21 protein-coding genes are annotated in these 22,267 nt (G+C 38.7%); 9 read left to right on the top strand and 12 right to left on the bottom strand.

The genetic code is table 11. The annotated features are described in order from the left end of the window. Positions 1-90: 90 nt before the first annotated feature. The 3 genes from recA to ACHWSC_RS08185 form a co-directional block, all read right to left on the bottom strand. The gene (gene recA, locus ACHWSC_RS08195; RefSeq protein ID WP_046674918.1) at positions 91-1,116 is read right to left on the bottom strand and encodes a recombinase RecA; all 1,026 of its coding nucleotides are present in this window, start codon (positions 1,114-1,116) and stop codon (positions 91-93) included. Positions 1,117-1,183: 67 nt separating this feature from the next. Beyond that, on the bottom strand, positions 1,184-1,861 hold the full coding sequence (nth, locus tag ACHWSC_RS08190) for an endonuclease III (RefSeq protein ID WP_394676429.1): 678 nt from the start codon (positions 1,859-1,861) through the stop codon (positions 1,184-1,186). 434 nt (positions 1,862-2,295) lie between these two features. Further along, entirely contained in the window at positions 2,296-3,921 is a 1,626-nt protein-coding gene (locus ACHWSC_RS08185) for a S8 family serine peptidase (RefSeq protein WP_394676425.1), read from the bottom strand. Positions 3,922-4,245: 324 nt separating this feature from the next. Here ACHWSC_RS08185 and ACHWSC_RS08180 point away from each other — a divergent pair, with 324 nt between their 5' ends. Beyond that, positions 4,246-6,351 (top strand): S9 family peptidase, encoded by a 2,106-nt coding sequence (locus tag ACHWSC_RS08180; RefSeq protein ID WP_394676424.1) that lies wholly within the window; start codon positions 4,246-4,248, stop codon positions 6,349-6,351. A 28-nt stretch (positions 6,352-6,379) separates the two neighbouring features. Here the strand turns inward: ACHWSC_RS08180 and ACHWSC_RS08175 are convergent, their stop codons facing one another. After that, the gene (locus tag ACHWSC_RS08175) at positions 6,380-6,640 is read right to left on the bottom strand and encodes a hypothetical protein (protein ID WP_120333155.1); all 261 of its coding nucleotides are present in this window, start codon (positions 6,638-6,640) and stop codon (positions 6,380-6,382) included. A gap of 575 nt (positions 6,641-7,215) precedes the next feature. On the opposite strand from ACHWSC_RS08175, the gene ACHWSC_RS08170 reads away from it, so the two are divergent. The 3 genes from ACHWSC_RS08170 (at position 7,216) to argC (ending at position 10,397) form a co-directional block, all read left to right on the top strand. After that, a complete protein-coding gene (locus tag ACHWSC_RS08170) occupies positions 7,216-7,932 on the top strand; it encodes a GNAT family N-acetyltransferase (protein ID WP_070561978.1) in 717 nt (238 codons plus the stop codon). Positions 7,933-8,093: 161 nt separating this feature from the next. Further along, the gene (argG, locus tag ACHWSC_RS08165; RefSeq protein ID WP_075990906.1) at positions 8,094-9,278 is read left to right on the top strand and encodes an argininosuccinate synthase; all 1,185 of its coding nucleotides are present in this window, start codon (positions 8,094-8,096) and stop codon (positions 9,276-9,278) included. Between the two features lie 105 nt (positions 9,279-9,383). Continuing rightward, entirely contained in the window at positions 9,384-10,397 is a 1,014-nt protein-coding gene (argC, locus tag ACHWSC_RS08160; protein ID WP_394676423.1) for an N-acetyl-gamma-glutamyl-phosphate reductase, read from the top strand. Positions 10,398-10,583: 186 nt separating this feature from the next. Here argC and ACHWSC_RS08155 read toward each other — a convergent pair whose 3' ends face one another. The 4 genes from ACHWSC_RS08155 to ACHWSC_RS08140 all read right to left on the bottom strand — a co-directional run bounded on the left by ACHWSC_RS08155 (position 10,584) and on the right by ACHWSC_RS08140 (position 13,984). After that, entirely contained in the window at positions 10,584-11,270 is a 687-nt protein-coding gene (locus tag ACHWSC_RS08155; protein WP_394676422.1) for a hypothetical protein, read from the bottom strand. Positions 11,271-11,280: 10 nt separating this feature from the next. Then, positions 11,281-12,003 (bottom strand): intradiol ring-cleavage dioxygenase, encoded by a 723-nt coding sequence (locus tag ACHWSC_RS08150; RefSeq protein WP_075990909.1) that lies wholly within the window; start codon positions 12,001-12,003, stop codon positions 11,281-11,283. Positions 12,004-12,078: 75 nt separating this feature from the next. Further along, positions 12,079-12,768: a LytR/AlgR family response regulator transcription factor gene (locus tag ACHWSC_RS08145; RefSeq protein WP_394676421.1), complete on the bottom strand. Its 690-nt coding sequence runs from the start codon at positions 12,766-12,768 to the stop codon at positions 12,079-12,081. A 61-nt stretch (positions 12,769-12,829) separates the two neighbouring features. Beyond that, positions 12,830-13,984: a sensor histidine kinase gene (locus ACHWSC_RS08140; RefSeq protein ID WP_394676420.1), complete on the bottom strand. Its 1,155-nt coding sequence runs from the start codon at positions 13,982-13,984 to the stop codon at positions 12,830-12,832. 429 nt (positions 13,985-14,413) lie between these two features. On the opposite strand from ACHWSC_RS08140, the gene ACHWSC_RS08135 reads away from it, so the two are divergent. Continuing rightward, a complete protein-coding gene (locus tag ACHWSC_RS08135) occupies positions 14,414-15,706 on the top strand; it encodes a DUF3472 domain-containing protein (protein ID WP_201666521.1) in 1,293 nt (430 codons plus the stop codon). Positions 15,707-15,811: 105 nt separating this feature from the next. Here the strand turns inward: ACHWSC_RS08135 and ACHWSC_RS08130 are convergent, their stop codons facing one another. Next, positions 15,812-16,648, bottom strand: coding sequence for a hypothetical protein (locus tag ACHWSC_RS08130; RefSeq protein WP_394676419.1), 837 nt, complete (start codon positions 16,646-16,648; stop codon positions 15,812-15,814). A 272-nt stretch (positions 16,649-16,920) separates the two neighbouring features. On the opposite strand from ACHWSC_RS08130, the gene ACHWSC_RS08125 reads away from it, so the two are divergent. The 4 genes from ACHWSC_RS08125 to ACHWSC_RS08110 are packed head-to-tail and all read left to right on the top strand — an operon-like array spanning position 16,921 to position 19,247. Continuing rightward, positions 16,921-17,436 carry an RNA polymerase sigma factor gene (locus ACHWSC_RS08125; RefSeq protein ID WP_205399855.1) on the top strand — a complete coding sequence of 172 codons (516 nt, stop codon included), beginning with the start codon at positions 16,921-16,923 and terminating at the stop codon, positions 17,434-17,436. A 41-nt stretch (positions 17,437-17,477) separates the two neighbouring features. Continuing rightward, positions 17,478-18,167, top strand: a complete 690-nt coding sequence (locus ACHWSC_RS08120; protein WP_394676418.1) for a hypothetical protein — start codon at positions 17,478-17,480, stop codon at positions 18,165-18,167. Between the two features lie 6 nt (positions 18,168-18,173). Beyond that, positions 18,174-18,695: a DUF4252 domain-containing protein gene (locus ACHWSC_RS08115; protein WP_120333165.1), complete on the top strand. Its 522-nt coding sequence runs from the start codon at positions 18,174-18,176 to the stop codon at positions 18,693-18,695. A 6-nt stretch (positions 18,696-18,701) separates the two neighbouring features. Then, a complete protein-coding gene (locus ACHWSC_RS08110) occupies positions 18,702-19,247 on the top strand; it encodes a DUF4252 domain-containing protein (protein WP_205399851.1) in 546 nt (181 codons plus the stop codon). A gap of 93 nt (positions 19,248-19,340) precedes the next feature. On the opposite strand, the gene hemL is transcribed toward ACHWSC_RS08110, so the two are convergent. From hemL to hemB, 3 genes are all read right to left on the bottom strand, one after another. Beyond that, positions 19,341-20,651: a glutamate-1-semialdehyde 2,1-aminomutase gene (gene hemL, locus ACHWSC_RS08105; protein ID WP_394676417.1), complete on the bottom strand. Its 1,311-nt coding sequence runs from the start codon at positions 20,649-20,651 to the stop codon at positions 19,341-19,343. 87 nt (positions 20,652-20,738) lie between these two features. Then, positions 20,739-21,131 (bottom strand): hypothetical protein, encoded by a 393-nt coding sequence (locus tag ACHWSC_RS08100; protein WP_394676416.1) that lies wholly within the window; start codon positions 21,129-21,131, stop codon positions 20,739-20,741. Positions 21,132-21,273: 142 nt separating this feature from the next. Further along, the gene (hemB, locus tag ACHWSC_RS08095) at positions 21,274-22,242 is read right to left on the bottom strand and encodes a porphobilinogen synthase (protein WP_070561999.1); all 969 of its coding nucleotides are present in this window, start codon (positions 22,240-22,242) and stop codon (positions 21,274-21,276) included. Positions 22,243-22,267 lie beyond the last annotated feature (25 nt).

Raw genomic sequence — 22,267 nt, 5'->3', positions numbered from 1 at the left:
AAAATAATCATCTAAGCACTTGAATTTTCGTAAAAAAAATAGCCACCCTAAACAGGATGGCTACCTACATTATACTAATTTTTACAGCAACTAGTCTTCGTTTTCCTCGATGTTAAGCATTGGATCTTCTCCTGTCACTTCAGCACGGATTTTAGCTTCAAGTTCGTCCATTAAATCTGGATTGTCAAATAATAAGGCTTTAACAGCATCTCGACCTTGTCCTAATTTGGTCTCACCATAGCTAAACCAAGAGCCTGCTTTTTTAATAATACCATATTCAACACCTAGATCAATGATTTCACCTACTTTAGAGATACCTTCACCAAAGATGATATCAAATTCCGCTATGCGGAACGGAGGTGCTACTTTATTTTTTACAATCTTCACTTTTACGCGGTTACCCGATACTTCATCAGAATCTTTGATTTGTGATGTACGACGGATATCTAAACGTACAGAAGCGTAGAATTTTAATGCATTACCACCAGTTGTTGTTTCTGGGTTGCCAAACATCACACCAATTTTTTCACGCAATTGGTTGATGAAAATACAACAACAGTTTGTTTTTGAAATTGTACCTGTCAACTTACGTAAAGCTTGTGACATCAAACGAGCTTGAAGCCCCATTTTAGAATCACCCATTTCGCCTTCGATCTCACCTTTTGGCACCAAAGCCGCAACGGAGTCAATAACAATAACGTCGATTGCACCAGAACGGATTAGGTTATCAGCAATTTCTAAACCTTGCTCACCATTATCTGGTTGAGAAATCAATAAATTTTCTACATCTACGCCTAATTTTTGAGCGTAATATTTATCAAAAGCATGCTCAGCATCAATGATTGCTGCAATACCGCCTTTTTTTTGTGCTTCGGCAACAATGTGCGTTGCTAAGGTAGTTTTACCTGAAGATTCAGGTCCATATATTTCAATGATACGGCCTTTTGGTACACCGCCAATTCCTAAGGCGATATCCAAGCCTAGAGATCCTGTAGAAATAGCTTCGATCGGCTCAACAGCAGTATCACCTAATTTCATAATTGAACCTTTTCCAAAGTTCTTTTCCAATTTATCTAACGTCAGCTGTAAAGCTTTTAGTTTATCTGTGTTGCTCATATTTTTAGTATATATTTCTCAAAATTAAAAATTAAAAATCATAAACCAAATATTTTCACTAAAAAAATTAGTTTTTTGTCTCTAGTATAGCTGAGACACTTTTTATATGGTGATTTTTTTCAAAGTATTTGCACATATAAGTGATAGGGCATTTCTCACACAGTGGCTTTCGGGCCAGGCATATATAACGCCCGTGTAAGATAAGCCAATGATGGGCAATGGCAATCGTATCTTTAGGTAGATTTTTTACCAATTGTTTTTCCACAGCTAATGGTGTTGTTGCACGATAAGTTAGCCCAAGACGGTTTGCAACACGAAAAACATGGGTATCTACGGCCATAGCGGGATTATGATAAACAACAGAGGAAATGACATTAGCAGTTTTTCGACCTACACCTGGAAGTTTCACAAGATCCTCAATTTTTTCGGGTACAATATTGTCGAACTTTTCAATCAGTAGCTGAGCCATCCCCACAAGGTGTTTGGCCTTGTTATTCGGATAGCTTACAGATCGTATGTAGCTAAACACCTCGTCTACGCTGGAAGCTGCCAAGCTGTGTGCATCTGGGTAGCGTGCAAACAATTTGGGCGTGACTTGGTTGATCCTTTTATCTGTACACTGTGCAGATAAAATAACGGCAACCAGTAATTCAAATGGATTACTATAGTTGAGTTCTGTCTGTGCGTCAGGACTATTTTTGGAGAAATAATCTACGAAAGCCTTGTATCGTTCTTGTTTTAACATCGGTTCAAAACTAGCCAAAATTTCCATCAAAAAAGAAATTTTGAAACCTAGTAAAAGGAGAATAATCTGATTTTAGTTTGCGGAAGGTAAGGCGAGTCGCAGCTGTTTTACACTATAGCTGATCATACATATCGTAAGGTGAAAAAAAGCCTAATCTCCAGATTAGGCCTTTCTTTTTTCTAGTTGTTTAGAATATGCAAGGATATTCTCTATACATCTTTTGCTTGGATGAAGCAACATTTTTGGTAATTGAAGTTTCAATTCATTTTCTATGTCCTCGTCTGTCATTACCTTCTCGTTTTGGGTTAGCAAATTTTGAACTTCGTTTTCTGATTGGGTAAAGTTTTCTACCATAAGCATCTGTTGTTTTGTCTCTGTAAGTTAATTAATTAAACGGACAAAAGATAGTTTTGGTATAAAAAACGAGAAAATATTTATTTTTTCTTTCTGTTAGTATATTCCTCCGCTTTTATAATAGCGTTATACGCATTAACGATTCCTCCAGTGACCGAAATGTCTGCTAATCGAACCGTTTTGCTGGCATCTTCACCAACTTTTATCTGCACCAGTTGATTCGGCTTTTCTACTGATTCCATAATAATTTGTTTCGTTTCCACAGCGCTCAAATTAGGGTAATATGAACGAATCATAGCGGCCAGACCAGCGACAACGGGAGCAGCCATACTTGTGCCCTGTTCTTCTTTATACTTGGAATCCGGTACGGTAGAGTTGATGTGGACACCAGGCGCGAAAACATCGACAGTTTTTTTACCATAATTGGAAAAATCGGCTAATAGTTCATTGTCCAAATGAAGGCCGGTTGCACCCACTGTGATCCAAGCATTAGCAACCCCGGTTGTATCACCTTTTACATCTGTATAATACTTCATCGGAAAATTAGGTTCTATATCGTTATCTTCACTGTCATTCCCTGCGGCATGTACCATCAGGACATCTTTGGATTCAGCATATTTGATGGCATCATCTACCGCCTGTTTATTATAGGCATAACTTTTTCCAAAGCTCATGTTAAGTACTTTGGCGCCATTGTCTGCTGCATAGCGAATGGCATTTGCGACGTCTTTATCACGCTCATCACCATCAGGGACAAGTCTAACTGTGAGTATTTTAACATTGTCCGCTACTCCGTTGATACCAATATTATTATTACGTTTTGCACCAATGATTCCAGCGACATGGCTACCATGTAATGCGTCCGGTCCCTTTACGTCCGCGTTGCCATAATGTCGCTCTGAAGCATCTTCATAATTATCTCCAACAATAGGTCGAGAATCGTATGCTTTGTTTAAATGATAATCAACTTGATTGTTGAAATATTTTGCACCTTCGGTGATATCATCAAAAAATTTGGCGAAGCCGCCGTTGTTGATTTCATCCTTTGCATAGCCAAGTGCGATACGTTGCGTGTTTGTGGTTGCTTTGAAATTGTCTATATCCTCCTGTGTGATATCTTCGGGCTTTTTACCTATTTCACGTACCACAGCGTCTATGTTGCGTTTGAGCGCATCGTAGGAAAATTGACCCATCTTAGCTTCTTCTAGCTTGTTTTTATATTTGGCAAGCATCTTTTGATAATTAGCGAAAGCTTTTCGATCAGTTTCATTGAGTTCTGTTGCTGCTGTGATGTTTGCAAACTTTTTGTCCAGAACCCTAAGCTGTCTTGTCAATTCCAGGTTATCGAACTGAACATCCTTTCCATCGGCGTTTCCAATAAAATTCCAGCCATATTTATCATTGATATAACCATTGCCATCATTATCTATACCGTTTGCAAGACTATCCTTCACATTGAGCCATACAACATCTTTGAGATCCTCGTGATAAACATCAACACCTCCATCCAATACCCCAACAATGATTGGAGTGGATTTTCTTCCTTTCAATAACGTTTTATACGTTTTTTCGGTACTGATTCCCATGACCCCATCTGTTTTATAATCTAAATTGAACCAATTTGCTGGAATGGTATCGGATTGTCCGAAAGAGATAAGGGGCAATGCGCCCAAAGTAAGTAGATATAGTAATTTTCTTAAATTCATATGTACAAAATTCTTGATAGGTGTTCCGCTTTCATTTGTTTCAAAGAACGCGGTCCACCTGGTTATTCTCTCCTGTTTATTTAAATTTTCTTCATGCGCTTGTAAGCTCGCATATTCCTGCCTATAGCAGAATAGCAAAGATAATGCTAATGCCTCTTCTGAACTGTTAATTTTTATTAAAAGTATTTATAATCCATATCTCTTAGCAAATTGTTGACGAAATATCTTAAATTCAAACCATTTCAAGGAGTTTCCTGTGTTAGTTGATTGATCCAGGTAGCAGAATAAGAAAGTATGTATATTGAGTAGCGTATAAGAAAACGAATGCAACAAAATAAGAAAATAGTTTGGCCTAACGTGATGGCCCCAGTGGCAACAGTTTACCCCCATGTCAGAAAGACACATGATGATGCTGTGCAAGATGATTATTACTGGATGATTGATTACTTTAAAAAAGGAGAAAAATCGCAAGAAGTTATTGACTACCTGGAAGAGGAAAACAATTATACCAATTTAATGCTTCAAGATACGGAAGATTTACAGGAAAATCTTTTTCATGAATTGAAATCCCGGATTAAGGAAAAGGACGAGTCTGTGCCTTATTACAAAAATGGCTACTATTATTATAGCCGGACAGAAGAGGGAAAACAATATTTTAAATTCTGTCGGAAAAAGGGGACACTGGAAGGCGAAGAGGAAGTGCTGTTGGATGTAGATCAGCTTGCCGAAGGGCATGCATATTATACGGCAAAAGGATTTTCTGTTAGTCCGGATAATCGTTTACTTGCCTTTAGTGTGGATACTGTCTCTCGGAGAGAATATACCATATTTATCAAAAATATCGAGACCGGAGAAATCTTTCCCGACCATATAAAGAATACAGAGGGAGCCGCTATTTGGGGAAATGATAATCGAACCTTGTTCTATACGGCCAAGAATCCTGTTACCTTGCTTAGTGAAAAGATTATGCGACATACACTGGGTGGCGATCCGGCAGCAGATGTGCTTGTGTATGAAGAAAAAGATAACACAAATTATATCGGAGTGGGTAAATCCAAAAATGGAAAATATGTTATGATCAATTCTGAAGGGACACTGTCCTCAGAAATTTGGTTATTAAATGCTGACTCACCGCAATCGGAATTTCGTATTTTTCAGCCTAGGATACAGGATGTTCTCTATTCGGTTGTTGCATTGGAAGATCGGTTCTTAATACTGACTAATGATGGGGCTATTAATTTCCGAATCATGCAATGTCCCTTAGATCGTACAGATCGCAGCCACTGGCAGCCATTCATAGACCATCGACCGGATGTATTGGTCAGCGATATTGAAGAGTTTAAGGATTTTCTGGCGATTGCTGAAAGGAAAAATGGATTGACCCAATTGGCAATTTATAATTTAAAGAGTCAGCATCAGCACTATTTGGATTTCGGAGAAGTTGCCTATACGGTATATCCAGGTATTAATGTTGAATACAACAGTGATAAGTTACGATATGGTTATACTTCTTTAGTGACACCAAGCTCAGTCTATGAATATGATATGGCTAAGCAGAAGAAAATATTATTAAAGCAACAGGAGATTTTGGGAGGGTATGACCAAACCGCGTATATCACCGAACGTGTTTTTGCAACAGCAAGAGATGGTGTTCAAGTGCCCATCTCTATTGTTTATAAAAAGGGAACCAAACTTGATGGTTCAGCTCCATTATTGCAATATGCCTACGGATCTTATGGTGCGTCGATGGATCCCACTTTTTCGAGTAATCGACTGAGTCTGTTGGATCGTGGATTTATCTATGCCTTGGCACATATCAGAGGCGGTGAGGAAATGGGGCGCCAATGGTATGAAGATGGAAAAATGATGCACAAGATGAATACCTTTTATGATTTTGTGGATTGTGGTAAATACCTGATTGATCAACAGTATTGTACGCCCGAACATCTCTATGCGCAAGGGGGAAGTGCTGGAGGTTTGCTGATGGGTGTAATCGCTAATATTGCGCCTGAGCAATATCATGGCATAATCGCTCAGGTACCATTTGTAGATGTGGTGAATACCATGTTGGATGATACAATACCGTTGACTACAAATGAGTATGATGAATGGGGTAACCCCAATGAGAAGGAAGCCTATTATTATATGAAGGCCTATTCTCCATATGAAAACATTGAAGCAAAAGAATACCCTAATTTATTGGTCACAACCGGGCTGCACGATAGTCAGGTGCAGTATTTTGAACCAGCAAAATGGGTAGCAAAACTGAGAGCTACTAAAATAGGAGACGCGGTTTTACTTTTAAAAACAGATATGGATTATGGTCATGGTGGGGCATCAGGTCGATTTGACTATTTAAAGGAAATTGCATTGGAATATGCTTTTCTCTTTAAATTGGAAGGGATTATTCCAAATTATACAAACGAATAATAAAAAAGCGGCATTAGCCGCTTTTTTATTATTGAGCATGATTAATGCTATCCTGTTGTTTTTGTAAACGCTCTTCCCGCTCGATCTCTCTAGAGTCGATCTGATGCTGTTGATAATTGTCCATGGCCACTTTACTGGCTTTCTGCGATACGTAGATCGCTAATAGGGCAACAATAGTAATGATTGCTATTCCCCAGGCATATTTATGTTTGTCCTGTTTGACGAGCCAATACATAAAGATAATGTAAGGGACGGCAAAAATAATATAGAAAATTAAACTCGGTGACATACTATTCTCCATTAAATGATCCCTACAAAAGTATCGTTTTTGACTAAAAATAACGAACCGATAGAAAAAACAACAATTTCAATTGATAAAGCCTTAAACCTTTATCCGTTTTATTGTCAAATTAATATCGCTAATGTGATCGTTCTATTACCGACTTGTTGTGGATTAATTGCTTGAAAATGAAGCTTGCAGGAAGGTTTTGACGGTGGATTGTAAATTTTTAATTTTTGCAAAAAATCAATGAGAATATTGTGGAAAAGAAAAAAATATTTTTATACATTTGCATCGTCAGAAACAATTGACAGAGCATAAAAAAATGAAACAGAACAAAAAGAACGATTATTCTTATATTCAAACTTTTGAGAAGTTTATGAAGAAGGTCTTTTGTGCTTTCATTTTTGTAGAAATACCTGTTTTACGCCTCCGACGACCTATACTACCTCGGGCTTGATTTGAGGTAGTGAATCTTTCCAAGCAAGACCATGATTGTCCGATGGTTTTGAATCCATTATTTTAATTTATTTAGTAACAAAACACGACAGTAGTTGTTGTTTTATTATTAGGGTCGTAAGTCAATGACTATATCAGATTTTTTAATTATCCCGGCTAAACCTGAGCATGCACATTATGCAGAGGTTATTTGCGACGAAATGTTCGAGTCTGCAAAGGCTCGTGGTACTGGTATTGCGCGTCGTAAACCAGAATACGTTGCCAACAAGATGAATGAAGGTAAAGCAGTGATTGCTTTACATAGAGATGGCCGATGGGCAGGTTTTTGTTATATAGAAACTTGGGGGCATGGTGATTATGTCGCTAACTCAGGTTTGATTGTCAATCCCGAATTCAGAAAAGTCGGTTTGGCAAAAGCAATCAAAAAAAGAGTCTTTGAGCTTTCACGTGAGAAATACCCTAAAGCGAAGATCTTTGGTTTGACAACCGGATTCGCCGTGATGAAAATCAATTCAGAACTGGGCTATGAACCGGTTCCCTATTCCGAATTGACTTCCGATGATGAATTCTGGAAAGGCTGTCAAAGCTGCGTGAATTATGAGATCCTGATGAGTAAAGACCGTAAAAACTGTATGTGTACCGCCATGCTTTGGGATCCCGAAGAGAAAGAACGTGAATTGCGGGAGAAGATCCAGCGCAAGCATGAAGCGAAAGAACGTTTGGAAAGAATTACACAAAAACAGTCTCTGCTAAAGCGTATACAGGCGAAGTTTTGGAAATCGGCCAATAAATTTATTGCTGTCAATTTTCCGAAGCATAACAAAGTCGCAAAAGGATATTAAGCTAAGGCTGAACGATTATATTGAAAATAGATGTAACAGGTAACTAAAGATGTTCATAATAACAAGATCAGTTCAAGGTTCTCTCAACATAATAATAAAAAACCGAGTGAAACGAGCTTAAGTCAGCCGTTGAAAACAAACACTCATAAAATAACATTCTAATGAAAAAAGTAGTTTTAGCATTTAGTGGCGGATTAGATACTTCATTCTGTTGTATTTATCTTACACAAGATTTAGGTTTAGAAGTTCATTCCGTAGTTGTAAATACAGGTGGTTTTTCGGATGAAGAATTAAAAAATATTGAAGAACGTGCTTATGCTTTAGGTGTGAAATCACATACAGCTATAGACGAAACGGCAGACTATTACCGCGAAACTATTAAATTTTTGATTTTTGGCAATGTGTTAAAAAATGCGACTTATCCATTGTCAGTATCTGCTGAGCGTGTATGCCAAGCAACCGCAATTGCAAACTACGCAAAGAAAATTGGCGCTGAATGTGTTGCTCATGGATCTACAGGTGCAGGAAATGACCAAGTACGTTTCGATATGATTTTCCAGACCCTGATTCCAGGAGTGGAAATTATCACCCCAATCCGTGATCTACAATTGTCGCGTGAAGCCGAAATAGAATATTTGAATAAGCATGGTGTAGAGTATTCCGCTGAAAAAGCAAAATACTCCATCAATAAAGGTCTTTGGGGTACTTCTGTTGGTGGAGCAGAAACATTGACATCCAACCAATACTTACCAGAGTCGGCATGGCCAACTCCAGTGACTTCTTCAGAGCCGCAACAAATTACAATTGATTTTGAAAAAGGAGAGCCTATTGCATTAAATGGTGAGAAAATGGCTTCCGTTAAAGTGATTCAAGAATTACAGACAATAGCTCAACCATACGGTATTGGCCGTGATATCCACGTTGGTGATACAATCATTGGTATTAAAGGCCGTGTGGGTTTTGAAGCCGCTGCTTCTGTCATTTTAATCAAGGCACATCATGCCTTAGAAAAACATACCTTAACTAAATGGCAATTGTCCTGGAAAGATCAAATCGCTGCTTTCTACGGAAATTATATGCACGAAGGCCAAATGCATGATCCCGTTATGCGTGATATCGAAGCATTCTTGCAATCTTCACAAGAAACAGTGACGGGCCGAGTGATTGTTGAGCTTCACCCATACCGTTTTGTCGTCATTGGTGTCGAGTCTGAACACGATTTGATGTCCAACAAATTCGGTAGCTATGGTGAGATGAATAAAGGCTATACAGGTGACGATGTGAAAGGTTTCTCCAAAATTTTTGGAAATCAAACCATCATTTGGCACAAAGTGAATAAAAAATAAACCTTGTTTGGCGTAATGTATTTTTTCTTATCACGACGAATTGGGTAAGAAAAGATACATTGCCCTGTAGGTGATAACGCATACCTAAATTCTAAATTCAAAAAAATGATAAGAGTAGGAATAATTGGTTCGGCAGGATATACTGGTGGTGAATTATTACGTGTATTGATTTATCATCCTGAGGTGGAAATCGTATTTGCTAATAGCGCTTCCAATGCAGGAAATAAGTTATATGAAGTTCACAATGATCTATTTGGTGATACTGAATTGACCTTCTCTTCGGACTTTCACTCAGCTATTGATGTATTGTTTTTATGTGTTGGTCATGGTGATGCACGGAAATTTTTAGATGCAAATCCGATCGATGCATCCGTGAAGATTATTGATCTTTCACAAGATTATCGTCTTCGTGCGAATACAGCTTTCCAAGGGCAACAATTCGTGTACGGGCTTCCGGAACTAAACAAAGAGGCAATCAAAACGGCTCAGTATATTGCTAATCCAGGATGCTTTGCAACAAATATCCAATTGGCTTTATTGCCATTAGCGAGTAAAGGCTTATTACTTGATCAAATCCATGTTAATGCAACGACTGGATCAACAGGGGCAGGACAAAAACCAGGTGCGACAACGCATTTCTCCTGGCGTAACAATAACCTTTCTGCTTACAAATCTTTTGAACACCAGCATTTGCAGGAAATTTCAGAGTCCTTGGATCAGCTACAAGCGGGATTTTTGCCGGTGTCAGACGGATCATTATTGGAGCGTGCTGCTGCAAAAATTAATTTTGTTCCTCAACGTGGCGATTTTGCCCGCGGAATTTTCTCGGCAATTTATGTAGACACCGATTTGTCTGAAGAGCAGGCCTACGCATTGTATGACAGCTATTATGCCGCTCACCCTTTTACACATGTCAGTCCTAAAAATATTGACCTCAAACAGGTCGTTAATACAAATAAAAGTATTATCCACCTCGAAAAGCACGGAAATAAGCTCCTTATTTTAAATGCGACTGATAATTTGCTGAAAGGAGCATCCGGTCAAGCTGTACAAAATATGAACTTAATGTTCAGTTTAGACGAGCGTACAGGATTAAACTTGAAAAGCGTTGGTTTTTAGCCATTTTTAAAATATTAAACAGCAATATCAACAAGTTGTGAGTAACTTGAGGGATCACCATAAAAGCGAAATGAGGTTTTCAACATTTTATTAACATCGTGTGGAAAAGTGAAGGGTAGACCCTTCACTTTTTTATGTTTATCGTGGTCGTTATTTTGGGGATCATCGTTTTTTAAATCTATTCCGTTAGAAACACAAAACCACCAAAAGGCCAGTTGCCGATAAGCATTCGATGTCTAAATTGTTTGAATCTGGTAGATAAAGACCATCAGATGGATAAAGAATACGTTCTTCAACTTCAAAATTGCCATCTAATGCAAATGCAAATGCGTTTTTGTGGTCTTGGCCAATCTGTAATTCAAAATCATGTTTTCCGGCAAATGCACCGAAGTAGAACTGAAAATCAGTAGCTAAGTCGGTGCCTACAGGATACATCTTGTTTTTCTCAAACGAAGATGAAAGTGGAAGATCCACAATATGAGGTAGTGTAGGAGTGTTTATTGCCGAATTAAGCACAAATTCTTGAAAGATCGCAGGCCCCCCAACTTTGGACGATGCCTTTATGTGAATTGCCGTATTATTTTCAAAATTGTGTACAAAGATTGTTCCGACAGGAACGATATAGGTTTGGTCATCCGTCGTCGCGAGTAGATCCCCAACCAAAGGAATCAAAAGTGAGACCGTATCCTGACTGGTCGGGAGTTCCAAAGTACCTTGAGGCGCGACTTGCCAGCTATTGACCTGTTGCAACCGGCCAATAGCCTCCCGTTGAGGAGCAGCAAAGGAACCATAATTGAGTGTGCTCCTGACTAGATGTGTTCCGATAGATGTTTCCCCTCGCTGTTCCGCGATATAGATTCTAATATCCTGCATGATCAGGCTGTTAAGCATTAACATGAATCGTCATTTTCATTTGGAAACCTTCAGATAAGGATCCTGTGACCGTAGACATTTCTTTGGTAACACCATCGCTGAATACGTTGTCATTGGCATTATAGGTATATCCTGAAACACCTTTTTTGTAACCATAAGAAGAACCTGTGTTATTGACTTCAAGACACAGACTATCTTGAAAGGCGATTTGCGTCACTAATAGCGATTTACCTGTAGCATCATATACATGAACGTGAATATGTGTTGCTCGACCTTGATACCAGCCCGGAAAGATGGTTTGGAAGGAAACAAGTCCATTGGCATTCGTGACTTGTCTACCGCGGTACCAATTGACAGACTGGTAGTTGCTGGATTGCATCTGTGTTCCGCCATATTGGGAATAGTTACCTTCCACATCACAATGCCAAATATCCACTAGAGCTCCTTCTAGTGCCGCACAGCTATTGTTTGTATTAACAATGGTAATTAAACCGAGCATATTCGCCCCAATACCATCACCTTTGCGTATATCTGATCGGACATAACTTGAAGGTGTTTTTGTCGGAAAAGGCCCTTCGGTTTCCGAAGGTGTCACACTGCAGCTTGAATCGACATTTACGTCAGTGCCCTCATCCGTAATTGATGTAGTATCGTCTTTCTTGCAAGCTGCCCAGACCATTGGCCCTGAAAATGCGAGCAATGATAGGGTTTTTATAAAATTTTTGCGTTCCATATCTCTTCTTTTTTAGTTATGGAAGCAAGGTAATAGACGGAGATGTAAAATAATGTTAAGTAACGATAAAGAGGCTTATTGCATCGACGAATCACGTAGACATTGGATAACCTCATTATAGTAACCATCGCCGACTTTCAATGTGAAGTTGGGTAATTGTACTTTACGCTGTGAAAATGTAATGATGTGTTTGACTGCGATAACAAAGCTGCGGTGGATACGGATAAACTGATTTTTTGGCAAACGCTCGAGCATGGCTTTCATTGTCGATAGAGTCAATATTGTTTTTCCGTGTATAAGGTGTATTTTGATATAATCTTGCATGCTTTCCAAGCACTCAATTTCGTCAAGATAGATCTTGATTCGTTGATATTCTACACGCACGATTAAAAAGGGGCGATGGCTCTGTGTAGCTGAACGTGTTATCGCTTTATCGATGGCCCGTTCAAAACGGACGAAGTCAAATGGTTTGAGAAGATAGTCTACTGAATCAAGTTCAAATCCATCTATCGCATACTCCTTATGTGCTGTGGTGAAAATCAATAAAGGTCTTGGTTTTAAGTTCTTTGCAAAATCAATACCATTGATCTCGAGCATATCAATATCCAAAAAAATCAAATCAACACTGTTATTGGCGAGATACAGCTTCGCTTCATGAGGGTTACTGAAGGTTGCAGCAAGCTGTATAGCAGAATGCTTTGCTGTGAACGTCGAAATAATACGAAGAGCCAGGGGTTCATCGTCAAGAGCTATGCAAGTTAACATCGATTAAATTAAGATAAACTGCTTTTGTATATATAATCGTATAGCCTAATATAAAAACAATTTATGAAGAAATGTAAAGGATAAGCTGAACGAAAAAAGAATGATCCTCCTGCTGGATCGTCAGGCGATGTTTGCTGGCATAAAAATGTTCCAATAGACGTTTAACATTTTTAAGACCTGTTCCTGTTCGGTGTTGTTCGGTTGACTGTGCAGCTATGCTATTCTTTACATTTAATACGCAGGATGTTGGCGTTAGAATGACTTCAAAACTTAATTGGGAGGGCTCTATGGTGCTTAATCCATATTTGAACGCATTTTCAACAAAAGGAAGCAACACAAATGCGTGTATCGTTTTAGGGTGTTCGAGCCCCGCATAATGTTCACTGATCGAACAATTTGGGCCAGTGCGTAGTTTTTGGAGATTGATAAAATCTTGTATAGCCTGTATTTCGATCTTGATGTCAATCGTATCACTATGCCGTTCATCCATATAATAACGCATTAATTGCGAAAGGCGATGAATACTACTTGCGACGGCATCATCGTTGGTCAATGCTAATGCATATATATTATTTAATGTGTTGAACAAAAAGTGGGGGTGGACCTGGGCTTTTAAGAAGGAAAGTTCGGCCTTCATCCGGTCTTGTTCGACCAATTGCATCTTTTGCTGAGTTTCCATCCAGTAGGTTACGATTCTATAGAGCGCGGCAAGGCTAATGGTTAACAGGAAAATATATACGGAAGCAATATCGATGGGTTGTGGCCGTTGTCCCGGGGTCTGCCCCGGACCTCGGTCTGGGAAATGCCTAGCAGATGGCGGCGGTGGGAAATCAGGGCGATGCCTAGGCGAAAATTCTCTTTCTCCAGGGGTAGGTAATTGCTGAGGTCCAATATGCATCAAGCGATCGAAGGGCTGAAGATAATAGGCTAGTAACAAGCCTGTCAAAATAATGGAGATTCCGTAACTGATAAATTTTCGTTTTCTTATCGCATAAGGAATTAGCAGGTAAGCATTGACATAGAATAGGATTAAAAAACAGCCTGTGAAAATCCAAAATGCCGGTGCAAAAAGTATTTCCTTAATTTCCAATTGACCGTTGTTAAAAAATAGTACTGGAAAGGATAAGAAAATAAGCCAGGCGAGTCCATGGATCAATATGGAGATTTGTTTTTGTCCTAAGATACGTTTTGATGTGCTATCAGCAGATTTGTCCATGGAGCTTGCTATTTTAGCTTTTATAAAAGGGGACTCTGATCCTAAAAATACACAAAAAGATTAGATCGTATTTTTAAAATGTTAAAATATACATCTCATTTTATAATAGTTCATTTAAATGGAAAGGAATAATGGTCAATTATTGCTGTTTTTTTACACAATCGATTGATATACATTTCCTTTCTTTTTCTGTAAATCTAAGCCTTATCTTCATCCAATAATCCAGTTTCACAAACCGATACCATCTTTATTCAATAGTAAAGTGCAACAGAAAGATAGCTGAAAAATTGAGTTTCAGAATAGCTAAAGGAGTTTGGTTTCGTGAAGTATTCGAGTATAGCAGCATCTCGAATTCATGGCAAGCATTAATAACCGCAGGTAGTATAACTAGCCTAGGTTTGATATATAAATTGATAAAAAAAATAAAGTATGAAAAGAAAACACTTTATCCAGTATCTCTTTATGGGAGCTTTATCCTGCCTTTCGATAAACAGTATAGCGCAGACAGTAGGGAAGACTTATGCCGTACCACTTGCTGGGAATGCATTCATTACCGCCGGACAAGCTGGTGAAGCGGAAATTTCCGGTCGTAATGGCCTTGTAAAATGGTCAAGCGATCAGGAAGTGGTATCGGTTTATTTTAGGGCTCAAAAGGCGGGGAAATTGACTTTGAAACTGAAGGCAAAAAACGATGCTGGAAAATCCAAAATAGCAGTAGACGCTTTAGGAAAAAAGGCGATCGTGAATGTGGAAAGTACTGAGCTGTCGGAAACAGCGCCTCTGTCCATTGATGTAAAGTCGCCCGGCTACGTTCAGGTTAATTTAAAAGGCTTAAGTAAGTCGGGAAGCAATTTTGCCAATGTAACCGAATTGCTTGTGAGCGGCGAAGCGGCTTCAGAAGGTCTTCTATTTTCCAATGATCCTGAGTATTACTATTGGTCCAGAAGAGGCCCTTCTTGTCATCTAAATTATACTGTTCCTACGGAGGGTAATGTTAGTTACTATTATAACGAAGTAACCGTCCCTCAAGGTGAAGATAAAGTTGGTTCCTATTTTATGGCGAATGGTTTTGGCGAAGGCTACTTTGGTATACAGGTTAATTCAGAAACCGAGCGACGTATCTTATTTTCCGTCTGGAGTCCATTCCACACAGATGATCCGAAAAGTATTCCAGATGAGCAAAAAATCCATCTACTAAAAAAAGGAAAGGATGTGCATTCGGGTGAGTTTGGAAATGAAGGGTCAGGCGGACAGAGTTACCGTAAGTACTTTTGGAAAGCAGGGGTAACCTATAAGTTTCTCTTGAAAGGCGTGCCCGATGGAAAAGGGAATACTGATTATACGGCTTGGTTTTTTGTACCCGAAGAGCATGCATGGAATGTGATCGCAAGCTTCAAACGTCCGCAGACAAACACCTACCTGAAACGATTCCATAGTTTCTTAGAGAACTTTAGTCCTAATCAAGGCTACCTGGGTAGAAAGGTTGAGTTTGGCAATCAATGGGTCTATGATGGACAATGGAAAGCTGTACAGGAGGCTTCTTTCAGTGTCGATAATACCTATCGTGCAAATCAACGCATTGATGCAATCGGCGGCATTACCAAAAACGGATACTTCCTTAGAAATGGTGGTTTCTTTAATGACGTTGTTAAGCCAGGAAGTAAGTTTGAATTCCGGAATAAAAATAATGCACCGAAAATTGATTTTGACAAACTGCCTTAATCAAAAAGGAATAAAGACAATGTCTTTTTGTCGCTCAAAGTTTGTCCTAAACACAAAAGAGTCGCATTTTAATGCGACTCTTTTGTGTTTAGGACAGCCTTCAATTTATTTTTCAGACAGTTTGATATCACGTTCTACCGAAACATTATCTCCGGTAACAGCATTACCATCCTTATCTACTAGAGTCAATTTTACTTTATTGTTGCCCATTGGCAGGCCTTTTATCTCATATGGCCCCCATTTGTCCAATGTAAATGTCTGGCCGTTGATATCTGCAATTACCTTGTTGCCGTCTGGAGCAAGTTTGGTATTGACTACGTAAAAATCTAACAGGAGATTTTTTGTTTCATCTCCTTTATACTCACCTTTAGGTCGAGAATAGAAAAGTGATGGTTCCTTTGGTGTTGCATCTGTCGTCAATTTACCCGTTGCATCAATCTTAAATTTTACCAATTTAGAAGCTTCAGTGGTTTTTATGGATTCATGATAGGATCTTGATAAAAATGAGAGCAGGTAATGTTCCGAATTTAACGGTACTGTTACAGAGTTCTCGGGCTTGTAAAGAGCCGTGTAAGGTTTATTGTCTAAAATAAAATGAATATGTTGTCCATCATGCGAATTTGCCATATGGGCAGCATGGGCATCATCGGTCATCTCAGTCAATTTGAAATTCTTAATCGCATATTTTACAGTTACTTTTGCGGAGTCTGTTCCTACCTTTTCTGCAGTGATCGAGGCGATCTGCAGATCAGCTCCAGGAAATTCTTTCGAGTCTGCAATCGGACTAACGGTGATTGAGTCCATTTTTTGTGCAGTATTTGTGTCGATACTGCTGCTTGAGTCAGCTCCACCTGTACTTTTCGTAGAAGAGTTGTTACACCCAACAGCGCCTACTAGGAGTGCTACTGCAGCAGTAACACCTGTAATTCTGTAATACTTCATAATTTTTTTGTTTAATTTTTTAATCATTCAGCATCTTAAGTAACAGTCTATGTTCCTATTTTGTTTGTAATAAGGTTAAAAATAGGCCGTTTGGGCTACTCATTGAAGTTTAATACACAGTGAATTAAATATTTTTAAAAAAATAGTCATATTAGATGTAATAAATCGATCTGCTGAAATGTCTTGATTATATAAAAGGCACGGGTGATATTGAGATGGAGCATAAGCCGATTAAAAATTAAAATAGAGTAAGTCTCAATATTGACGATAACATGAATCAAGAGCAATTTAAAAATACCGTTTTCATCCATAAGGATAAGCTATTTCGCTTTGCGAAACGGATCTTGATTGATGATGACGAGGCTTTTGATGCGGTACAAAATGTGATGATGCGGTTGTGGCAATTAAAAGATCAGTTGCTTCAATATAAAAATATGGAAGCCTTCTGCATGCAGAGTGTGAAAAATGAAGCACTCAATCGTTTAAAAAGAGAAAAGGTCCGAGCGGATTTTGTTGAACAGCATCAGGTTGTTGCGATGACCGAACATACCGTTGGGAATACGAAAGAAATTATTCTGGAGATGATCAATTCTCTTCCCGAAAAACAACGGCTTGTTATGCATCTGCGCGATGTTGAGGATTATGATATCGATGAAATCGGTGAAGTATTGGAGATGGGGGAGTCTGCAGTCAGAGTTAATCTGATGCGTGCAAGACAGAAGGTAAAAGAACAATTGACAAAATTATTCGATTATGAAACTACGCGGATTTATTCAGGTAAAAAATAAACCCGATTGTTTCATCTTCTTTGAAAATAAGATATACAGTGATGAAAGATAAGAAATTAAAAGAATTGGAAGAGAAGTACTTTAATGGCCAGTCGTCATTAGAGGAAGAAAGAGTATTGAAAAACTCGGATAATGCTTTTTTTCAATCATTGAATCAGGAAAAAAATAAGACAATGGACTGGTCCTTTGAGGACTTCCAAAGTGAGATCAATGATGATAAGAAACGTACTGTGTGGTGGAATAATAGCTGGATAAAATATGTAGCAGCAGCCATGTTGGTAATGGCTATTGGAATTGCACTATTCCTAAATCAGGAACCAACAACGCGAGTACCGGTACTTGCCGAAAAGGAAATGAAAGAGCTAAAATCCGCGGACAAGAAGCTGATCGAACATCAAAATGAAGAAACGGTAGTTTCCAATTCTAATGATAGCTTCCGTTCGGTGAAAAGCGGTAAGACGTTACAGATCGCAGAAACGGTCAAACGCCCTAAAGTGAAAAAACAAGCGAAGGAATGGACTGAAAAGAAGGAAATAGTTGCTGAAGGTCTGCAGTCAGTCGAAAGTGAATCCTACCGGGCAGATTATGTTGTTTTGAATGGGAAACCTGTCGCGAACGAACAGGAAGCTGTTGAACTGACCCTAAAATCTTTAGGCTTACTGGCAAATAATTTGGAAAATGGTGTAGATAAAGCAATGAATATAAAACAAATGTCAATAACGATTAACTAAAATAAAATGAAAGGTTTTTTAATAGCTTGCCTTCTACTTGTAGCAAGTATGGCAAATGCACAAATTTCAAAATTGGATAAACTTTTTGAACAATATCAAGGAAAGAAAGGTGTAACAACACTCAAAATCGGGGCGCCGATGTTCAAACTATTGGGTAATTTGAAAATTGACGATGAGGATATGCAGACAATTACACCACTACTTAAGAATGTTAAATCGTTGCGGATGCTGATCGTTGAGGATGGAGAAGATAAAGCCCTAACAGGCATTATTCGGGGGGCAGTGTCAAATTTAAAATATGAAGAACTTATGTCGCTCAATAGTGATGGGCAAGATATCAGGTTCATGGTGGAAAATATGTCCGCAAATGCCGATATCCTAAACAATCTGTTACTTACAATCAATGGAGATGGGCAAAACCTATTTATGATCCTGGACGGGGCTATACCGTTGAAAGATGTGACTAGCTTGGTCAACGAAGGGAATAATAAAGTGAATAAGAACAAAGGAGATAACAACAAAAAGTAGACAATTATGAAAAGATTACTAACCTTGTTGTGCCTAGTTGGCGTTCTTTTCTCCATGCAATCATGCATGATAAAAAAAGCGTCCAATATGGACTTCGTCAGTCGGTCTAATGTATCTGACGATGCTGAGATTGTTGCGATTAATTTACCGATGTGGTTAACAAAACCCTTTATGAAAAAAGCCTTAAAGGATGATAACGATGAAGATGCCCGTGCAATGGCCGAAATTGTAAAGAAATTGAAGAAGTTCAGAATGCTAACACTTTCAAATAATGATAAAACAAAGAATGCGCGTATTTTGGACGATTACCATAAGTTTTTAAAGAAAAATAAATTTGAGGAACTTCTGGTTATTAACACCGATGGCCAGGAAATTTCGCTAAATGCTCGTATTGATAAGAACAATGTCATTCAGCGGGTTTCTTTACTGGTCCATGATGATGAAGATGAAAGTGTATTTATGGATATCAAAGGTAAGTTTTCGTTGGATGAACTTATCGCCGGATTAAATAAGATGAAATCCAAAGATAAGAAGTTGGCAAACAAACTTTAATAAGTACGTTGATTCAAACCGAAACTTCCGCTAACCTATAAAAAAAGCCCTCCAGTATATTACTGGAGGGCTTTTTTTATAGTAGTTTGATTTTTATGCACTAAAGACAATGTCCAACGCATCGAAAATATGTTTTTTTGCCTGGTCAAGATCCGCTGCTGTATGTGCATCAGAAACGAAACCTACTTCATAGCCTGAAGGGCCAAAATAAACGCCGCGATTTAACAACTCACGGTGCATAATTTTATAAGATTCCATCGATTTAGGATCGATTTCACTCGCTTTTTTAATTTCTTGCTGTTCTGTAAATGCAAACCAAAAAATAGAAGCAACATGGAAAAGTTGAACTTTATATCCTTTCTCAGCAATATAAGTACGCATATCATTGACGAAAGCCTCTGTTTTGGCATTTAAATTTGTGTAGAAATCCTTTTGAGCCAAGATACCCAATGCCGCAATGCCGGCAGCCATAGCAACTGGATTTCCGGATAAAGTTCCTGCTTGGTAGACTGCACCATCAGGAGATATACAGGCCATCAATTCTTTTGAGGCTCCATAAGCACCGACAGGCATTCCGCCACCAATAATTTTTCCGTAGGTAATAATATCAGGTTGTACATCATAGTAAGCTGAAGCACCTTCAAAACCAATACGGAATCCTGTGATCACTTCATCCATAATCAACATTGCACCATGTTCTTTGGTGATATTACGTAAGAAGTGAACATAATCCTTAGATTGCAACAATAAACCATTGTTTGCAGGTATACCCTCAATGATAACTGCCGCAATCTGATCTTTAAACGCTGCAAAAGCAGCTTCTAAAGCTTGCTTATCGTTTAATTCGATAACAATGGTTTCGTCTGCAAATGCTTTAGGTACACCGGCCGAAGATGTCTCACCAAAGGTTACCAGGCCAGAACCAGCTTTTACCAAAAGAGAATCGGAGTGCCCATGATAACAGCCATCAAATTTGATGATCTTATCACGTTTCGTATAACCTCTAGCCAAACGGATAGCAGACATTACAGCCTCGGTGCCAGAACTGACAAAGCGAATTTTCTCAATAAATCTATTGTTTTCGATAATCAACTCAGCCAGTTGGTTCTCCAACGCAGTAGGAGCGCCAAAACTTAAGCCTTTCCCGAGTTGTGCCGCTACTGCTTCACGAACTTGATCATTATTGTGCCCTAAAATTAGGGGACCCCATGAACAACAAAAATCGATGAATTCATTGCCGTTCGCATCCCAAAGATGTGCCTTATCGCCACGTTCAATAAATAATGGGGTACCATATACGGATTTGAAGGCCCTAACAGGAGAGTTTACGCCTCCAGGGAAATATTGTTTTGCTTTTTCAAATAGCTCAGCAGATTTTGCTCTTGAAATATCAGGTGCTTGCATAGTCTATGTATTTGAATGCGAAGTTATCTTTTTTTGAGAAGATAAGTCTCATAGAAACGTAAGGAATCCATAATAGCCTGATATTAGCTATTTAAATTGAGTAATAGTTTCCTTTTTTAGCAATTGTATTTCCTGTTGATTGACAAACAGGATAATCTCATTGGCTGACTTAATTTCAATCTCAAAAGCCGTCTTGTTATCATTATATTTTCCAAAAAGGTTTGGACTAAAAAAGTACCCACTGAATTTTTTGCTATCTAATATTGCAAAATTGCCCACTTTTTGATGAACTGAAGTTGGGGGACTTTGAGGGTTTGAATTTGAAAAGGTGAAAAAGGCGTCGCCATTCTGATTAAATGTGATTGATTTCAGTTTAGCGTTGGCCGCAATCCAATTGCCTTCTAAAAAGGAGTAAAATGTATGTTCATGTACGGAAGGAGCCGATAACAGGAAACTGCTGATTATAATACTTTTTAACATAATAAGGTGGATTATAATTTTCTGTTTGACCGCAATGTAATAAAAAGGTTTAAATAATATTTTAAAAAAAGCAGAAGCTCGGAAATGAATTCCCGAGCTTCTGTTAGTTATATTCCGATTATCGAAGATAATTTGGAAGTTGTTAAATAAAACCTTTCTCCAATACTTCTTTGGAGTGGTAGGATAGGATTGCTGTAGCGCCAGCACGTCTGAAGCTCAATAACGTTTCTAGAATGACACGTTCGTCTAACCAGCCGTTTTGAATAGCCGCCTTTAACATCGCATATTCTCCGCTGACATTATACACCGCAATTGGCAGATCGAAGTTGTCTGCAAGAAGTTTAACGATATCTAAGTAGGGAAGTCCTGGTTTTACCATCAGAAAATCTGCTCCTTCCTGTGCATCGAGCTGTGCTTCGATAAGCGCCTCTTTTGCATTGGCAGGATTCATCTGGTAGGTCTTTTTATCGCCATGCTTGGGCGCCGAGCCTAAGGCATCTCTAAAAGGACCATAATAGGCCGAAGCATATTTTGCCGTATAGGACATCAAAGAAACGTTTGTAAAACCATTATGGTCCAATAGCTCACGGATGTAACCGATGCGGCCATCCATCATATCTGATGGAGCAATGATATCTGCACCTGATTGCGCATGTGCCAAAGCCATCTTGCCCAATACCTCTAATGTCTCATCGTTTAGGATCTCACCGTTTTCGACAATTCCATCGTGCCCATCACTGCTGTAAGGGTCCATAGCAACATCCGTTACGATACAAGCTTCCGGAAAATTTTTCTTTACAGCTGCAATCGCACGTAAGTATAAACTTCCATCACGGTAGCTTTCTGTAGCATATTTGTCTTTTAAGGACTCTTCAATGTTAGGGAAAAGATCAAATGAGCGTAAGCCCAACTTTAGGCAACTTTCCACTTCTTTCAATAGATTGTCTATTGAATAGCGATAGATGCCAGGCATCGATTTAACCTCAGTTTTTTGATTTTGCCCATCGACGATAAAAAGTGGGAAAATCAAATTTGACGCGTCTAAACGTGTCTCTTGAATCATGTCGCGAATCACGGCAGATTTACGATTTCTTCTCGGACGTTGTAACATTATATTAAGATTATTTATGATCTAT

The sequence above is a fragment of the uncultured Sphingobacterium sp. genome (assembly GCF_964277905.1).
In the GTDB taxonomy this organism is placed as follows: Bacteria; Bacteroidota; Bacteroidia; order Sphingobacteriales; family Sphingobacteriaceae; genus Sphingobacterium; species Sphingobacterium siyangense.
This window is presented reverse-complemented; position numbering and strand designations above follow the sequence as displayed.

Bases quoted from the DNA above. Each gene is read 5' to 3' on its own strand.
- ACHWSC_RS08115 (WP_120333165.1), top strand. From the start codon at position 18,174: ATGAAAGGTTTTTTAATAGCTTGCCTTCTACTTGTAGCAAGTATGGCA.
- recA (WP_046674918.1), bottom strand. From the start codon at position 1,116: ATGAGCAACACAGATAAACTAAAAGCTTTACAGCTGACGTTAGATAAA.
- nth (WP_394676429.1), bottom strand. From the start codon at position 1,861: ATGTTAAAACAAGAACGATACAAGGCTTTCGTAGATTATTTCTCCAAA.
- ACHWSC_RS08140 (WP_394676420.1), bottom strand. From the start codon at position 13,984: ATGGACAAATCTGCTGATAGCACATCAAAACGTATCTTAGGACAAAAA.
- hemL (WP_394676417.1), bottom strand. From the start codon at position 20,651: ATGCAAGCACCTGATATTTCAAGAGCAAAATCTGCTGAGCTATTTGAA.
- ACHWSC_RS08150 (WP_075990909.1), bottom strand. From the start codon at position 12,003: ATGGAACGCAAAAATTTTATAAAAACCCTATCATTGCTCGCATTTTCA.
- ACHWSC_RS08135 (WP_201666521.1), top strand. From the start codon at position 14,414: ATGAAAAGAAAACACTTTATCCAGTATCTCTTTATGGGAGCTTTATCC.
- ACHWSC_RS08130 (WP_394676419.1), bottom strand. From the start codon at position 16,648: ATGAAGTATTACAGAATTACAGGTGTTACTGCTGCAGTAGCACTCCTA.
- ACHWSC_RS08145 (WP_394676421.1), bottom strand. From the start codon at position 12,768: ATGTTAACTTGCATAGCTCTTGACGATGAACCCCTGGCTCTTCGTATT.
- ACHWSC_RS08110 (WP_205399851.1), top strand. From the start codon at position 18,702: ATGAAAAGATTACTAACCTTGTTGTGCCTAGTTGGCGTTCTTTTCTCC.
- ACHWSC_RS08170 (WP_070561978.1), top strand. From the start codon at position 7,216: ATGACTATATCAGATTTTTTAATTATCCCGGCTAAACCTGAGCATGCA.
- hemB (WP_070561999.1), bottom strand. From the start codon at position 22,242: ATGTTACAACGTCCGAGAAGAAATCGTAAATCTGCCGTGATTCGCGAC.
- ACHWSC_RS08100 (WP_394676416.1), bottom strand. From the start codon at position 21,131: ATGTTAAAAAGTATTATAATCAGCAGTTTCCTGTTATCGGCTCCTTCC.
- argG (WP_075990906.1), top strand. From the start codon at position 8,094: ATGAAAAAAGTAGTTTTAGCATTTAGTGGCGGATTAGATACTTCATTC.
- argC (WP_394676423.1), top strand. From the start codon at position 9,384: ATGATAAGAGTAGGAATAATTGGTTCGGCAGGATATACTGGTGGTGAA.
- ACHWSC_RS08180 (WP_394676424.1), top strand. From the start codon at position 4,246: ATGCAACAAAATAAGAAAATAGTTTGGCCTAACGTGATGGCCCCAGTG.
- ACHWSC_RS08120 (WP_394676418.1), top strand. From the start codon at position 17,478: ATGAAAGATAAGAAATTAAAAGAATTGGAAGAGAAGTACTTTAATGGC.
- ACHWSC_RS08175 (WP_120333155.1), bottom strand. From the start codon at position 6,640: ATGTCACCGAGTTTAATTTTCTATATTATTTTTGCCGTCCCTTACATT.
- ACHWSC_RS08155 (WP_394676422.1), bottom strand. From the start codon at position 11,270: ATGCAGGATATTAGAATCTATATCGCGGAACAGCGAGGGGAAACATCT.
- ACHWSC_RS08125 (WP_205399855.1), top strand. From the start codon at position 16,921: ATGAATCAAGAGCAATTTAAAAATACCGTTTTCATCCATAAGGATAAG.
- ACHWSC_RS08185 (WP_394676425.1), bottom strand. From the start codon at position 3,921: ATGAATTTAAGAAAATTACTATATCTACTTACTTTGGGCGCATTGCCC.